At 37.0% G+C, this 14,545-nt stretch carries 17 protein-coding genes; 8 read left to right on the forward strand and 9 right to left on the reverse strand.

The window, feature by feature from the left end:
• The first annotated feature begins 42 nt into the window (after nucleotides 1–42).
• Genes R2Q70_RS02555 through R2Q70_RS02570 form a run of 4 tightly spaced genes read left to right on the forward strand, consistent with a single transcriptional unit; the run spans nucleotide 43 to nucleotide 1,703 of the window.
• Complete coding sequence (locus R2Q70_RS02555; RefSeq protein ID WP_316806098.1) at nucleotides 43–696, forward strand: TonB family protein; 654 nt, start codon at nucleotides 43–45, stop codon at nucleotides 694–696.
• A complete protein-coding gene (locus R2Q70_RS02560; RefSeq protein WP_316806099.1) occupies nucleotides 697–1,089 on the forward strand; it encodes a hypothetical protein in 393 nt (130 codons plus the stop codon).
• Nucleotides 1,090–1,143: 54 nt separating this feature from the next.
• Nucleotides 1,144–1,332: a hypothetical protein gene (locus R2Q70_RS02565; RefSeq protein WP_316806100.1), complete on the forward strand. Its 189-nt coding sequence runs from the start codon at nucleotides 1,144–1,146 to the stop codon at nucleotides 1,330–1,332.
• Nucleotides 1,329–1,703 carry a type II toxin-antitoxin system death-on-curing family toxin gene (locus tag R2Q70_RS02570; RefSeq protein WP_316806101.1) on the forward strand — a complete coding sequence of 125 codons (375 nt, stop codon included), beginning with the start codon at nucleotides 1,329–1,331 and terminating at the stop codon, nucleotides 1,701–1,703. The genes R2Q70_RS02565 and R2Q70_RS02570 overlap by 4 nt, the downstream gene beginning before the upstream one ends.
• Nucleotides 1,704–1,721: 18 nt before the next feature.
• On the opposite strand, the gene R2Q70_RS02575 is transcribed toward R2Q70_RS02570, so the two are convergent.
• Nucleotides 1,722–2,579, reverse strand: coding sequence for a diacylglycerol/lipid kinase family protein (locus tag R2Q70_RS02575; protein ID WP_316806102.1), 858 nt, complete (start codon nucleotides 2,577–2,579; stop codon nucleotides 1,722–1,724).
• Between the two features lie 60 nt (nucleotides 2,580–2,639).
• Between R2Q70_RS02575 and R2Q70_RS02580 the strand changes: the two genes are divergently transcribed.
• Nucleotides 2,640–3,614 carry an App1 family protein gene (locus R2Q70_RS02580; protein ID WP_316806103.1) on the forward strand — a complete coding sequence of 325 codons (975 nt, stop codon included), beginning with the start codon at nucleotides 2,640–2,642 and terminating at the stop codon, nucleotides 3,612–3,614.
• A 30-nt stretch (nucleotides 3,615–3,644) separates the two neighbouring features.
• Here the strand turns inward: R2Q70_RS02580 and R2Q70_RS02585 are convergent, their stop codons facing one another.
• Nucleotides 3,645–4,013 (reverse strand): YccF domain-containing protein, encoded by a 369-nt coding sequence (locus R2Q70_RS02585; RefSeq protein ID WP_316806104.1) that lies wholly within the window; start codon nucleotides 4,011–4,013, stop codon nucleotides 3,645–3,647.
• Nucleotides 4,014–4,129: 116 nt separating this feature from the next.
• Between R2Q70_RS02585 and R2Q70_RS02590 the strand changes: the two genes are divergently transcribed.
• Entirely contained in the window at nucleotides 4,130–4,483 is a 354-nt protein-coding gene (locus tag R2Q70_RS02590) for a hypothetical protein (RefSeq protein WP_316806105.1), read from the forward strand.
• A 120-nt stretch (nucleotides 4,484–4,603) separates the two neighbouring features.
• On the opposite strand, the gene R2Q70_RS02595 is transcribed toward R2Q70_RS02590, so the two are convergent.
• Nucleotides 4,604–5,803, reverse strand: coding sequence for a DUF1501 domain-containing protein (locus R2Q70_RS02595; RefSeq protein ID WP_316806106.1), 1,200 nt, complete (start codon nucleotides 5,801–5,803; stop codon nucleotides 4,604–4,606).
• A gap of 76 nt (nucleotides 5,804–5,879) precedes the next feature.
• Nucleotides 5,880–7,319, reverse strand: coding sequence for a DUF1800 domain-containing protein (locus R2Q70_RS02600; protein ID WP_316806107.1), 1,440 nt, complete (start codon nucleotides 7,317–7,319; stop codon nucleotides 5,880–5,882).
• A 79-nt stretch (nucleotides 7,320–7,398) separates the two neighbouring features.
• Here R2Q70_RS02600 and aat point away from each other — a divergent pair, with 79 nt between their 5' ends.
• The gene (gene aat / locus R2Q70_RS02605) at nucleotides 7,399–8,040 is read left to right on the forward strand and encodes a leucyl/phenylalanyl-tRNA--protein transferase (protein ID WP_316806108.1); all 642 of its coding nucleotides are present in this window, start codon (nucleotides 7,399–7,401) and stop codon (nucleotides 8,038–8,040) included.
• Nucleotides 8,041–8,074: 34 nt separating this feature from the next.
• Here the strand turns inward: aat and R2Q70_RS02610 are convergent, their stop codons facing one another.
• Together R2Q70_RS02610 and R2Q70_RS02615 are read right to left on the reverse strand one after the other, a co-directional pair.
• Nucleotides 8,075–8,857 carry a DUF1080 domain-containing protein gene (locus R2Q70_RS02610; protein ID WP_316806109.1) on the reverse strand — a complete coding sequence of 261 codons (783 nt, stop codon included), beginning with the start codon at nucleotides 8,855–8,857 and terminating at the stop codon, nucleotides 8,075–8,077.
• Between the two features lie 69 nt (nucleotides 8,858–8,926).
• The gene (locus tag R2Q70_RS02615) at nucleotides 8,927–9,244 is read right to left on the reverse strand and encodes a DUF2892 domain-containing protein (protein WP_316806110.1); all 318 of its coding nucleotides are present in this window, start codon (nucleotides 9,242–9,244) and stop codon (nucleotides 8,927–8,929) included.
• 91 nt (nucleotides 9,245–9,335) lie between these two features.
• On the opposite strand from R2Q70_RS02615, the gene R2Q70_RS02620 reads away from it, so the two are divergent.
• Nucleotides 9,336–9,905, forward strand: coding sequence for a hypothetical protein (locus R2Q70_RS02620; protein WP_316806111.1), 570 nt, complete (start codon nucleotides 9,336–9,338; stop codon nucleotides 9,903–9,905).
• A 7-nt stretch (nucleotides 9,906–9,912) separates the two neighbouring features.
• Here the strand turns inward: R2Q70_RS02620 and R2Q70_RS02625 are convergent, their stop codons facing one another.
• From R2Q70_RS02625 to R2Q70_RS02635, 3 genes are all read right to left on the reverse strand, one after another.
• The gene (locus R2Q70_RS02625; RefSeq protein WP_316806112.1) at nucleotides 9,913–12,804 is read right to left on the reverse strand and encodes a DEAD/DEAH box helicase; all 2,892 of its coding nucleotides are present in this window, start codon (nucleotides 12,802–12,804) and stop codon (nucleotides 9,913–9,915) included.
• Nucleotides 12,805–12,937: 133 nt separating this feature from the next.
• Nucleotides 12,938–13,513 carry a pentapeptide repeat-containing protein gene (locus R2Q70_RS02630; protein ID WP_316806113.1) on the reverse strand — a complete coding sequence of 192 codons (576 nt, stop codon included), beginning with the start codon at nucleotides 13,511–13,513 and terminating at the stop codon, nucleotides 12,938–12,940.
• 190 nt (nucleotides 13,514–13,703) lie between these two features.
• Nucleotides 13,704–14,381 carry an OmpA family protein gene (locus tag R2Q70_RS02635; protein ID WP_010602406.1) on the reverse strand — a complete coding sequence of 226 codons (678 nt, stop codon included), beginning with the start codon at nucleotides 14,379–14,381 and terminating at the stop codon, nucleotides 13,704–13,706.
• Nucleotides 14,382–14,545: the final 164 nt, after the last annotated feature.

Here is a 14,545-nt window from a genome sequence, read left to right on the forward strand (position 1 = left end):
ATGTTTTCAATTACGGTCAGCATTTTTTAGTAAATTAGTGAAATGAGAAAGTTAATCACCATAATCTTAATTTTTTGCTGTTCAGCTGTGATGGCGCAGTTACAGTTTAAAACGGGCAAAGATGGTTTTACCTCATTCTTAAGAGAAAATACGATATATCCTGCCTTTTCGAAAAATAATTGTGTTCAGGGTACAGTGAACATTAGTTTCAAGCTTGATCAAGAAGGGCGAGTGTATTCATCAAGGGTAACCAAAAGTATTTTAAGTGAATTGGATGAAGAAGCTTTGAGACTGGTTCGTATGAGTAGTGGCAAATGGAAAGTACCTACCGGTTACGATACCACGACCGCGGTTGTGGTTCCGGTAAACTTTAAACTCTCAGGTTATAACTGCGAAGGTAAATCAAGTAAAGAGATGCAGGATGCCATCCGCAGTTATCAGGCTGAAGAAGGATTAACGAACTCAGTAATTAACTTTTATAAGAATATTGATAAAGCAAAGCCAGGCCAGGAAGCCCAGATTATTGCCATTAAAAATCAGCTGGGCATTGATGATGAATATCTTCAGGAAAGAATTAATAACGGTTTAAAGAAAATAAAGCAGGGCGATAAACAAGGTGCCTGCGAAGATTTTTTGTTTGTTAAACATATGGGTAGTAGTTTAGCAGATCAGTATCTAGCCAAATACTGCAAATAAATGAGAATTACTGCCAAGCTTTTTGCCCTTCTTGATGTTATTAGTATTTTACTGCTTTACAAACAGTTTTGGGGTATCATTACGCATCTGAATGAAATTCCAGATCAGGTGCTTTCTCAGGTGAGAGTGATTTTGACCTTGCCGCTATTCGTTTCGCTTTTCATTTCTGCAATCGGCTTGTTCTTATTTAAAAAGTTCGGCTTTATTGCTTATTACATCCAGTTTCCATTCAGATTAATTGTATGGATATTTTCCATTGGTTTCATTACTTTCTTACCCGAGGTCTTAAATTTGGGAGAAAAGTGGTTTGATATGTTGTTTAAAGTCTGCTTTATTGCTGAGTTTTCTAGATTGTATTTCACTATACAAATCCATCGTAATGAATTGAAATAGTTATACTTATTCCTTTTACTATGACCATAAACATAAAACTATTATCTTTGAATTATGACAGTTATAGAAATTAAACAAGAGATTAATAGGGCTTTGGAACATGTTCCTGAAAGGCTTCTTATTGACATTTTGGATTTGATCAAAGAAGTTCAGGCAGAAAAATCTACAGGTTCAAATTTAGCTTCAAACTTAAAGAAAATTCTATCTGAAGATAACGATTTACTTCATAAACTCGCTCAATGATTTCGCTTAAAGAAGCGGAAGTCATTCACAATATTTTAATTGAAAAATTTGGCGGAGGTAAGGGGATTCGCGATATTGGATTACTTGAATCCGCACTAGCCAGACCTTTTGCAACTTTTGGTGATAAAGATTTATATGCAAGTTCAATTGAAAAAGCTTCTGCTATTTTGGAAAGTATTGTCATAAATCATCCATTTATTGATGGCAATAAAAGAACAGCATATACTTTAATGAGATTGATTTTACTGGAAAATGGGTTAGATATTGTAGCTAGTCAAGAATCAAAATATGACATGGTAGTTTCAGCAAGTACTGGGAAACTTCGGTTTGATGACATAAAAAATTGGATTCAAGCGAATCTTAAAAAGTAAGCCTGCAACTAATCACTTTCAACTGATTACAACAGTAATCGCCGCTGGCAAAATCTTCGCCTCAACAGTATTTACTTTACCAATGTACTCTCCATCAACCTGAAAATGCGCTTGATGTTTAGAAGATATTTTCACTTCTGAGATCTGAAAAACTTCAATTTTTTTAGGATTGAAGGGCAGCCTGGTGAGCCATATTTTCAAAATTTCAAGGTAAGAATAATCCTTTACCAAAATAATTTCGAAGAGTTCATCATCCAATTTACCATCTGGATTTATTTTTAAACCCGAACCATACATGGTTGCGTTTGCGATAGCCACCATTGCTGCTTTTGACCGGATGATTTCACCGTTTATATTTAACTCCACTTCCATTCTTTTATGGTTCCACAAGGCATGCCAGGTAGCTTTGGCATAACCCCACATTCCACGTTCAGGTAGCGTATCGAATTTCTTTACTAAATAGGCATTAAACCCTAAATCAGATAAATGAATACATATTTCATCGTTTAGCTTAACTACGTGAATTTTTTGAAGCTTTCCGCTCTCCAATAAATTTAATGCATCCTCAATCTCTGTTGGTATCCCAAGTTCTTTTGCCATTCCATTAGCAGAGCCTGCCGGGATAATTCCGATTGGCGTACCGGTATGGAGCAAACATTCAGCAACGAGTTTTAGCGTACCATCGCCACCTACGGCTACTACCCTATCGGCTTTTGATTGATCAATTTTTGCCTTGATCTTGTCCAAAGAACAGTCGTCAGGAAGTTCAAATAAATCGATTGCGGTTTCTTTGCCTGAAAAATATGTAGAAATTACTTCCTTCAAATTAATATCATGACTACCTGAACCTGGATTGATGATGAATAGTAATTTCATGTTTTAGCTATAAATGCGTTACATCACAAACAACTTTTAATTCACTCTGTTTTAATGGCAATGAATAAATCTGTTAGTGTAAAAATTTATCACGGCTACGGGCACAAAAACAACCTGGTGGTTTATGGTCATGTTTTCAAACGTAAGGCTAAGGCATCACAGATTTATAGCAACAATATTTTCGTTAATATTATTCATCTTTTTAAGCTATTTGTGCTTAAACCCTATCCATCTGTAAGGGTGAGGTTGCAATTTTTTGATCAAACCATTGATAATAAAACCGAGCAAGATGGTTTTTTCAAATTTGAATGGAAGGCATTACAAGACTTGGAAGCTGGCTGGCATTTTGTAAAAGTTGAAGCCGTTGATGAAAATGACAATGTATTAAGTTCGAGCGAAGGAAAGGTTTATGTGCCACATATTACACAATATGCCTTTATTTCTGATATTGATGATACCGTAATGATTTCGCATTCGGCAACGATTGGCAGAAGGTTAAGGGAGTTGTTTATTAAAAATCCACGTACGCGGAAAACCTTTCCTGATGCAGCAAAACATTACCAGCAATTGGCCTTATCGCATACAAGTCAAAATCAACCTAATCCGTTTTTTTATGTGAGTAGCAGTGAGTGGAATCTTTACGATTATTTACTTGAAACGTTCAGGTTTAATAAACTGCCTGATGGTGCCTTTTTATTGAACACTTTGAAACGGTGGAGTGATTTGGTGAAGACAGGAAAAACTGGCCACGAAGGTAAGCTGCTCAGGGTAATGCGAATTTTAGATGCCTTCCCGAACCAGAAATTTGTGTTTTTTGGCGATAACTCACAACAAGATCCAACCATTTACACTTCAATAGTAGAAAAATATCCTGAAAATATCGCTGCTGTTTATATCAGAAATATTCGCCCTGAAAAGGCAGCAGAAACTCAAAGTTTACTTCAGAAAGTGAAGGCTAAAAATGTGAGCGCACTTTTGTTTACTGATAGTTCGGAAGCCATTGAGCACTCCAGGTCAATCGGTCTGATTCAATAGTTCTTGACTGAGATATCATTCCGTATTACACTAAGAAATTGATTTTCCAAAAGGAGTGAAGGCTAAGTTCATCAGCTTAAAATGCTGGCGACCGAATGGAATGCCTATAATTGTGATGCAGAATAAAAGTCCGAAAAGCAGGTGCGTTAAAGCAATCCAGAAACCGCCGCAAACCAGCCATATCATGTTCATTATTGTTGAAAGGCAACCTGTGTTTGAAGAGGTATCGGTTATTTTAACACCAAAAGGAGCCAGACCTACAATCGCAAATTTAAAACATTGAATTCCAAAAGGAATTCCCACGATGGTTAGGCAAAGAATTAAGCCACCAATGATATATTCAAAGAAAATAAAAATACCCCCGAAAATTACCCAGATAATGTTGCCTAAAAAATTCATCTTGTTTTTAAATTAAGATCGGCTTTAGTGATAAATGTTACAAACAGGCAGTTGATTTCCCTTTTTTCATTATTCAATTCTTTTTAACTTAACGTCACACACAAAAGAAACACATCATGAAAAAATTACTAATCTCTGCAGCGCTAGCTGCCTGTTTTGCGTTGGGTAATGCAAAAGCACAAACTGTTAATGGCGTAAGATTGAGTGAAATCAAATCTGATTATATTCAAGTTAAAAGCGTCAAACGAACATTCTCCGATAAGGTTTTCATCTCTCTGGAATATGGTCAAAAAGTACCTTACATCGAAGACAGTTATGTAAAAGATGATGATGGAAAAAGAATGGAATTTGATTCAGCTCTTCAGTTTGTTAATAGCCTAAAGGGCTACAACTTTGAATTATTTCAGGTTTTTTCTGAGCAGGCAGGAGCTGATTCCAGTAGACCAGTATATGTGTTTAAACGAAAATAAATCAGCACTTGTTTCAAAGTTTAGGAGTACATACTAACAGATAGCTACATAAAAGCAAAACGCCGGCAATAGATTATTGCCGGCGTTTTGCCTATTTACTTTAACTAGATTTACTTGAATTTAAATAAAATCCAGGGTGTTAAATTTTTTATTTAAGATATCGGCATTATTTACATCGAGCCATTTATCTAAAATTGTTCCATAAACCTGCCTAAAATCAAGTTGATATTTCAAATCTCCGGTATCTAAATCACCTAAGTTCGGAGCGGAGTTAAATATGCCTTGTTTTTTCAACCTTCCACCAAATACAAACATATTGTTTGCCGTGCCATGGTCGGTTCCGTTACTGGCATTTTGCTCTACACGGCGTCCAAATTCTGAAAATGTAACCACCAATGTATCTTCCAGTTTATTATTGGTTTTCAAATCTTTTAAGAAAGCAGCCATGCCTTCGCTATATTGTTTAAGCAAATTGCCTTGCTGATTGAGCTGATTTACATGGGTATCAAATCCACTCAAAGAAACATAGTATACCCTGGTTTTTAAACCTGAGGAAATAAACTTCGAAACTGTTTTTAACTGATTGGCAAAACCACTTTGAGGATAAGTAGCCTGCGATTTATAAATTTTGGACGTATTTTGAATGTAACTGGCCGAAGATTGCGTTTCGATCATCGTTTTATACAAATAACCCAAATTATCTTCATCTAAATGTTCTTTATCGCTTTGCAGCATAGCTTTGAAAAACGGATCGTTGGTATTGCGGTAAAGTGCAGCCGGATCTTTTAAGGCGATTCCTTTTTTAGTCTGCCCTTTCATGGCCAGCGAAAGTGAATCATCAACCTCAATAGCAGTGTAAGGAAATTTACAAGTCTGACAATTGCTATCTAAATATCTTCCAATCCACCCTGTTGATAGAAACTGATTGCTATCGCTCCCTGTTTGCCAAATATCCATTGATCGAAAATGCGATCGATCGGGATTAGGGTAGCCAACATCATTTATAATCGTCATCCAACCCTGATCATAAATTTCGCGTAAAGCCTGCATATTCGGGTTTAAGCCCTGCATATCGTTCAGCTTAATTACTTCCTCCGGTTTAATAGCAATGCTTTTTCGCTTCTGATAATAAATATCATTTCCAAAGGGCACAACTGTATTTAAACCATCATTACCACCAGAAAGCTGTACCACTACCAAATTTTTATATAGGCTAAGTTCATCCAAAGCCATTGCTTCAAGCGGTTTCATAAATGCCGGAACGAACAACGATCCAGCGGCTACAAAACCAGTATTTCTTAAAAAATTTCTTCTGTCCATTTTAATAGTTCTTTACTGTGATATGGCCAATAGTTTGTGATTTAAATCGGCTATGACCATTTACCATCAAGTTATTTTAACAAAGTTGATATTCGGGCATGCTGGTAATTTCTACAGCCGTACTTCTTAATCCTTTATTATCGCTCACCATTTTTACAATTTTATCGGTCAGCTTAGGTTGCAATAAAAATTCCGTCAGCTGAAGTGGTGTCAAACTTTTTGGAAGCGTATCTAAAAACTTCGTCCAATCTGCATTGGCATTAACGTAAGATTTTGGTTTACCATTGTTCGCGTTAGTGGTGGCGGTTCTACTCAAAGCAATAACGGCCTCGTCTTCAGGATCGGCCTTGCCACTAAAATCTATTTCTCCGTCATTCAGCACCAGTGAAGGAATACGCATTCTTAACATGAGCGAAGAACTGTCAATCCAGTTTTGACCACCTGGCCAACCTGCCACATTGGGTGGATTAAATAAATATTGCCCCAGGCTACTCTGCAGCTGAATAAGAACAGATGGTTTGTTATAGGTTACAAAAAACTCACGGCTTAAACCAATTAAAAACTCTGCAGGAGATTTAATTTTTGTACCCACATTCTCCGGACTGTAAAACCATTCAGAAGTAAACATTTTCTTCATCAACTCACTGATATCGTATTTCGATTGGTAAAAATGTTCAGCCAACTCTTTTACATGGGCTTCGTTTGGTTGATCATTTACAAAAAATTTATAAACTTTCCTGCTGATGAAAGCAGCTGTTTCGGGTTTATCGAGAATAATATCGATAATGTTTTCACCTTCAAAATTTCCAATTTTCCCGAAGAACGTTTTGGTGCCATCATCGTGTTGGTTTTTTCTGAATAGGAACGTTCCATCCTTGTCGTAGCTCCAGCCTGTAAAAGATCTTGCTGATTCCTTGATATCTTTTTCTGTGTAATGGCCTCTTCCCAAAGTGAAAAGCTCCATTAACTCGCGGGCAAAATTTTCGTTTGGCTTACCCTTCTTATTTTGCTGATTATTGAGGTATTGTAACATGGCCGGAGATTTGGAAACTTCTATCAAAAGTGTTCTAAAGCTTCCTAGACCGTGCTGACGCTGGATATTGTTCAGCTGCTGCGCATACATCGGATTGTTGTTCCGGCAGGCAAAATGGCCATGCCAAAATAAGGTCATCTTCTCCCGCAAAGGTGTTTCGGTATTAATCATCTTGCTGATCCAGGCAATGTTCAAATCTCGGCTCACTTCATTTTGCATTTGAACAATCTCCCTACGCATTTTCTTCTCTTCATCTGTCAAATCCTTCTTTGCATAAAGTCCTGACTGTACCAGCATCTGCCTCTTGGATTCAGAATCATTCACTAGCGTGATGGGATCATCTTTTTTCGAATGCTGGAGCAGAGCGTCCACCACTTTATCGATGTTCTTTTTGCTCAGTTTGTTTAAATCGGTATACGAGATACCGAAACCGGCTCTGTTGTAAAGATGCTTTACTTGGATAAAATTATCTTTAGCGCTCATAATCATAATGGACAATTTAACAGTATGACTTAATTAGAACGCTTAGGTTTAATGTTTGTTTTGTTTCTTATTTTTGAGGATGTTTTTCCAACTCTCTGAAGATGAACCTATTTTTCCTGATCCCCGCCTTGCAGAAGCTGATGGTTTGCTTGCTATTGGCGGAGATTTAAGTGTAGAAAGATTGCTAAACGCTTATTCCAACGGGATATTTCCATGGTTTAGTGAAGGAGACCCTATTTTATGGTATGCCCCGCTTGAGCGCTGCGTCATTTATCCTTCCGGGATAAAAATCAGCAAAAGCATGAAAAAGATTTTATCGGAAGAGACTTTTATAATTACTGTTGATCAGGCTTTTGAGGAAGTGATTGCAAATTGTGCCAACACGCCAAGAAAAGGGCAGGATGGAACATGGATTACCAATGAGATGCAAGCGGCATATATCAATCTCCATGAGCTAGGCTTTGCCCATAGCATAGAAGTTTGGATTGATAAAATGCTGGTTGGCGGTTTATATGGTTTGAAGATGAACAAAGTCTTTTGCGGCGAAAGCATGTTTAGCCATGTAAGCAATGCCTCAAAAGCCGCATTGATTTATTTAAGTAAACTGAATATCGATTTAATTGATTGCCAGTTGCCGAATGACCATTTAATGAGTTTGGGGGCAGAAATGATCAGCAATGAAGCTTATTTAGAAATTTTGCAGCAAGAACAGCCTATATAAAAAAACCTGCAAAGTGTAGTTTGCAGGTGTTAAATTATAATTCTCTTACCCAAATGTTTCTGAAACTAATCGGTGGACTTGGGTCGCCATGATCTTGTAGTTTGATTGAAGCCGCACCATGTTTTTTATATTCAGGAGCACCAATCCATCTGGTCTCTCCTTTTAATACGTAATTGTTTTGAAGCAAAATACCATTTAAAAATACTGTAACCGAAGCTGGTTTCTCAACTGATCCATCGGCTTTAAAACGGGGAGCATTCCAGATAATATCATAATACTGCCACTCACCTGGTTTTTTATTTGCATTTGCTAACGGAATACTTTGCTTATAAACACTTCCGGTTTGTCCGTTAACATAGGTTTTATTATTGTAAGTATCCATAATCTGGATCTCGTAACCATCATCGCCACCACCTGTAGAAGCTAAAAACACACCACTGTTGCCTCTAGCCTGGCTTTCGCCAGATATGTTGGTTGGAATTCTCCACTCCATGTGTAGTTGATAATTCGTAAATTTTTTATTCGTTTCAATATTTCCGGTTCCTTTTTTTACGGTAAAAAAACCATCGTCAATTGTCCATGCAGCAGGTTTTGAAGGGTCTTTAACAGAATGCCATTCATCCAGATTTCGTCCATTGAATAATATAATGGCATCCGAAGGCGCATCCTGAGGAAGATTTCCTGGAGTTACCACTTTCGGAACGGGTTCCCAGATTTCAGTTTTCGCTGCCTCTTTCGCCGGATCGGTTTTCTTTTCCTGTGCAAGTGCTGACATGCCAAATAATGTTGGAATAAAAAGTAATGCGTACTTGTTCATAATTGGTATTTAACTTTTTTAAAGTTAACCAGTTTATTAAGAATTGGAAATTTCGTATTGAATTTATTACTACAAATCACCTGAAATGATCGTTTCTTTGATAACGATCTCATCTGGTTCTAAATCCAATTCCTTTTGTTGCTCTGCCAAATCACGCATTGGGCAATAACCGGTTAAACCTCGATATAATAATCCGGCACCAACAGCTGCTCCGGTAACACCAATTACTGGGTGCGAAAAAATACTGGTAATACCTTTGAACAATAAGTAACTTCCAACTATTCCGGATAGGATTCTTTCAGATCTTGAAGTGTTTTGAAATAATTCGGGATATTTCCAAGCCTCTTTAACATTGTTAAGGGCTGTATTTAAATTTTCATTTGTCATGATGGTAGATTTTTATATGCTACCTAATAACAAGTTGAATTGAATAGAGTTTGATTAAAGCAAATATTTCTATCTTACACAAACATCTTTTATGTACTACCTCATTTTTTATCTGATTCTCCTATCTATGCATTTTCGAAGGGAAAGGCAAAATGCAATCGATTTAGAGATTCATTTCCCTTTTAAAAAATTCTTTTTTCAATGGATACTCATTGGGATTTTAGGATTTTCCGCATACATCATTGTTTCACAGCGCTACTACAAACTTGTTGATTATGCCATTAATGATTCAAAAGCAGTTGATTCCATTAGAGCAAAAATTGCTGGAAACTGGAAATTTGAGCATCGGAGAACTTTTATGAGTGTTGGAGGGAAAAGATGGCTCTCTGTTGATGAAGATAATCAAGTCAACAAAGACAAAAATGTTCACATTTTGAAGTTTGGAAATTACTTTATTAAATATCCAAGCGTCTTTTGGCCTCGTATTTATGAGATAAGTTTCACCAATAGTTTAATGAAAACTTATTCTATCCGTACATTTCCGGATAATGATGATGCCCTCAATCAAAAAATCAATATAGAAGTTGATACGATGAAGCTATCACCTGATTGGGCGAATGCAAAACAAGGATCTCAAAATGTTTATCTCCGTATCAGATAAAGTAAATTTATTTCAGCAAATCGCGAATATCATCTTTACTCAATGATTTAAAGAAACTTTCTTCTGTGGTAATGAGCGAACTCGCCAGTGATTTTTTGCGGTTTTGTAACGCAAGAATTTTTTCTTCAACCGTATCTTTTGCGATGAACTTATAAATGAAAACTTTTTTGTCCTGCCCGATGCGATGGGTCCTGTCAATGGCCTGTTGTTCTACCGCCGGGTTCCACCACGGATCGAGAATAAAAACGTAATCAGCCTGGGTTAAGTTTAAACCAACGCCCCCAGCTTTAATGGATATTAAAAATACTTTTAAATCGGTATTCTGCTGAAATTCTGAAACAATTTCGCCACGGTTTCTGGTTGCACCATCCAAGTAAGCGAAAGGAATATTTTCGGCTTCAAAATGTTTCTTGAAAATATCCAGGTGTTTTACAAATTGCGAAAATACCAAAACCTTATGACCGCCTTTTAAAACATTATCAAGGGTATGGATGACGTTTTCAAACTTTCCGGAATCAGATTCGTACTCGTTATCGATCATCACCGGGTGATTAGCCAACTGGCGGAGCGCTGTTAAACCTTGCAAAAGCTGAACTTGTTTTTGAGCAAAAGTGCCATCATCCATGCTTTGCAATAAATCATTTCGATACGCCGATTTTGTTTTTTCGTAATAGGCTGCCTGATTCTCACTCATGTCGCAGTAAATTACCTGTTCGGTTTTCGGCGGTAACTCTGCAGCTACCTGCTCTTTTGTTCTGCGAAGCACAAATGGTTTAATAATAGATTGAAGTTTACGGGCTTTCTCCTCATCCTTTTTCTTTTCTATCGCCTGAACATATTCGTCATAGAAAAATGCCTGGGTACCTAATAAACCCGGGTTCAGGAAAGTAAGCTGCGACCATAAATCGCCAACAGAATTTTCAACCGGGGTACCACTTAAAATTAGCCGATATTTGGATTTTAAACTTCTCACCGATTTGAAAGACTTTGAAGCCGGATTTTTAATGTTCTGGCTTTCATCCAGTATCACATAGTTGAAATAGAAATTTTTCAGTTCTTCTACATCTACACGGGTTACGCCGTATGTGGTAATCACGATGTCGTAATTGGCAAAATTGGCCACATCCTTGTTTCGGTTACTACCCGTGTGGGCGTATATTTTAAGTTTTGGGGTAAACTTTTTAGCTTCCGTTAACCAATTATAAATTAAAGAAGTAGGCATAATAATCAGCGAAGTTGCTTGCAAACCTTTAGCCTGGTCATCTTCTTTCACTTTTTGCAGCATAGCCAAAGTTTGGATGGTTTTACCCAAACCCATGTCATCAGCCAGGCAACCGCCGAAATTATATTCCCGTAAAAAGCTAAACCAGTTATAACCTGCTTTCTGGTAATCACGCAAACTGCCTTTAAAATGGATGGGCATCTGCGTATCGGCAATGTCCTCAAAATCAGTTAACCGTTGAAGTTTACGTTCTAAAGTCACATTGGCCAAACTATCTTCAGCCAGGTCATTAATTAAACCGATGTGGTGTTTCTTAAGCTTCAGATTAGCACCCGTTTCGGCAAGACTAAACAAACTACCATATTGCGTAAACCATTTTTCCGGGATAATGGCCACCTCGCCGTCGGGCAATAAAAACTCACGGCGTTTATGTAAAATATGTTGTTTTAAAGATAAAAACGGAATCTGGTATTTACCAAACCACACCACAGCATTAATATCGAACCAATCGTTACCTTCTTTAACTTCTAAATCTATTTTATTGGCACCGAAAACAAAGCGTTTCTGGCCAGTTGATTGTTCAATTTCAAAACCTGCAGCTTGCAGTATTTCAATATGTTCGTTTACCCAGTTAATTGCGGCATAACTTGGATTTTCTTCCTCGGTAGCAACCTCCAGATTGCTAAAAAGCGAACTTGTCTTTTTTAACCCAAGCGATAAGAGCAAATTGAATTGTTTCTTTTCCCAGTCTGCCGATCTTTTAATGCGGTGGAAAATATAATTATCAGCAGTTTTTTCTAAACGTACCGTTACCTTATGTGCATTTTCTACAGGGAAAGTATATTCTCCATACTTGAAGAATAACTGTATTTGCGATAGCCCACCATCTACATACAAAACTTTGATTACCGGTGTAGCTTCAAACTGCTCTGTTCTGATTTCAAATCCCTCGGCATAAACATGGTGCTTTTCAATCAATGGCGCTACAAATTTCTCAAAATAAGTTGCCTCAGTTGACTTTGGAATCGCAATATATCGTTTTGCTAAAAATGGCTGAAGTTTTTTCCCCTCAATATCTTGGTCAAAAAAGTAAAGCACATCATTTAATAATAACCAGGCTGGTTTATTGCTAATGATTTGCGCTTCCTTAAACATGAATTCGATCCGCAGGTTTTGATATTTGATGGTAGGGAAATACCTCGTTTCGGTCTCGTTTCTGCGGAAATGAAAAAGGATGGACGCGGGTTCGGTTGCCAGTTCTATTTTACGCTCCACCGGCCAGCCGTCTTTATCCATTACATAAAGCTCATTTTTGATTTTAAGTATCTCAAGTGCTTCCGCGAGTTTCTTTTCAATTTTCGGCCTTACGTTTTCATAAAACTTGGTGTCGAAAATCTTTGTAAAGAACTCCGTTGGCCTGATTAATTTTTTATAATATTTTTTGATGATCGAATCTTGTTCAATATCGTCTAAAATTTTAATCAGCTTGTAATCGGTATCTGTTAAACAAGCGCCGAATTCTTCAGCTGTATGCGTAAAAATCCGTTGATAGGTAAATGAAAAATCACCTTGTGGATTTAACTGAACAATGTGAGGTTCAATTAAATAGCCTAAATACTCATGTTTGCACAAGGAGTACACCACTTTACAAGCTTTAGAACTATCGACGCGTAACATTGATGGGGAATAAAATTTTTATAAGCTAACCGCTTAAAAAACTCTAAACTTACAATATTTTAGGATTACATCAAAAGAAGTGTAACATTTTTAGGGAAGAAAGATAATAGCGTTTGAGCCAGTTAGAAAGACACTATTGACTAATCACGATATCATACTTGTGCAACAAGCCACCCAATCCTGCCTGCGAAAATTTGGCTTTTTTAATCCGGTTTTTGTCTGGATCGATAGAAAAGTTAATAGCGCTTCTAAAATCAACTTTTTCCAAAATCGTCCTATCAAAAGTTGCTCCCGATAAATCGCAGTTTTCAAAAGATGAGTTGGATAGATCGCTTTCAGAGAAATCAACTTCGTGCAACTGCGTATTTTGAAAGGCAGTTTTCTTCAGTTTGAGTTTGTAAAAAGAAGAATGATCAAGTTTGCAGTGATTGAAACTGAAGGCTAAACCGAAATCATTACAATTTTCAAAACGTAGGCCTAACATTTTACAATCGCTGAAATAAATATCGTTTAGCGCAGTTTTGGTTAAACTCGCCATACTTAAATTACAGGAACTGAATTCACAATCAAGAAACTTTATGCCGCTTAAATCAGCATTAGAAAAATTACAATTGATGAACTTGCAGTTTTCATATTCTGCCTTTGGTAAAGGCCTTATGGTGAAATCTTCTCTATCAAATGTTTGTTCGGCGATGTAATTTTCGGACATGGGGAAACCTTCGTTGTGCATGCGAAGATAAAAATTATACCCTATTTTTTGCCCCTGAAACAATCATTTTATACAAATGACTGGATAATTTTTTTACTGCCTTGGATGGCACCGAAAATAAAAAAACCCTGGTGTTTTGCACCAGGGTTGGATATATAATGACCTCATAGGTAGAGGGAATTTTTTAATATTATCCTTGTGTTTTTGCTGTGTTTTTTAAAGCATCGTTAGCAACGATTACAATTTCTACACGGCGATTAGCTGCACGACCTGCATCAGTTTCATTATCAGCAATTGGTTCTGCAAAACCTTTACCAATGGTTACCAATCTTGAAGCTGGTACACCTTGTGAAACCGCATAAGCTTTAACTGCTGCTGCTCTTCTTTCTGATAATCCCTGGTTATATTGTTCAGTACCGCGGCTATCTGTGTGCCCAATTACTTTAATATCAGTATCAGGATATTGATTTAATGAAGCAGCTAAGCTCTGAACGTTTGTTTTCGCAGCGTCTTTAAGTGCTGTTTTATCAAAGTCGAATAAAATACCGCTATCAAATTTTACAATAATACCTTCTCCTTCGCGAATAACTTCAGCGTTAGGAATTGCTTTTTGAATTTCTGCAGCCTGTCTGTCCATTCTACGACCAATAAAAGCTCCAGCTGTACCGCCAATAGCACCACCAATTAATGCACCAACAGCCGTATTACCAGCTTTTTTACCAATTAATGCACCAACAACACCACCTGCCGCAGCACCAATACCCGCACCTTTTTGTGTTTTAGTTAAACTATCACAACTTTGGAATGCCATTGAACCTACTGCTAATCCTATACTTAATGTTGCTATTTTTACTTTTGAAATACTCATAATAATCTAGATTTATAATTCTACAACTCGTATTCAAACACAATGCCAAAAAACCCACTGTTGAATTTTTAATTAAATTTTAATGTTGCGGCGTACTCAAAAAAGTTGTTGCGCATAAAAAAAGAGCCTCCGTTAATTGAAGCTCTTCTAGATTGTATCATTCT

Origin of the sequence: Pedobacter agri (assembly GCF_032678665.1) — a bacterium.
GTDB classification, from domain to species: domain Bacteria; phylum Bacteroidota; class Bacteroidia; order Sphingobacteriales; family Sphingobacteriaceae; genus Pedobacter; species Pedobacter agri_A.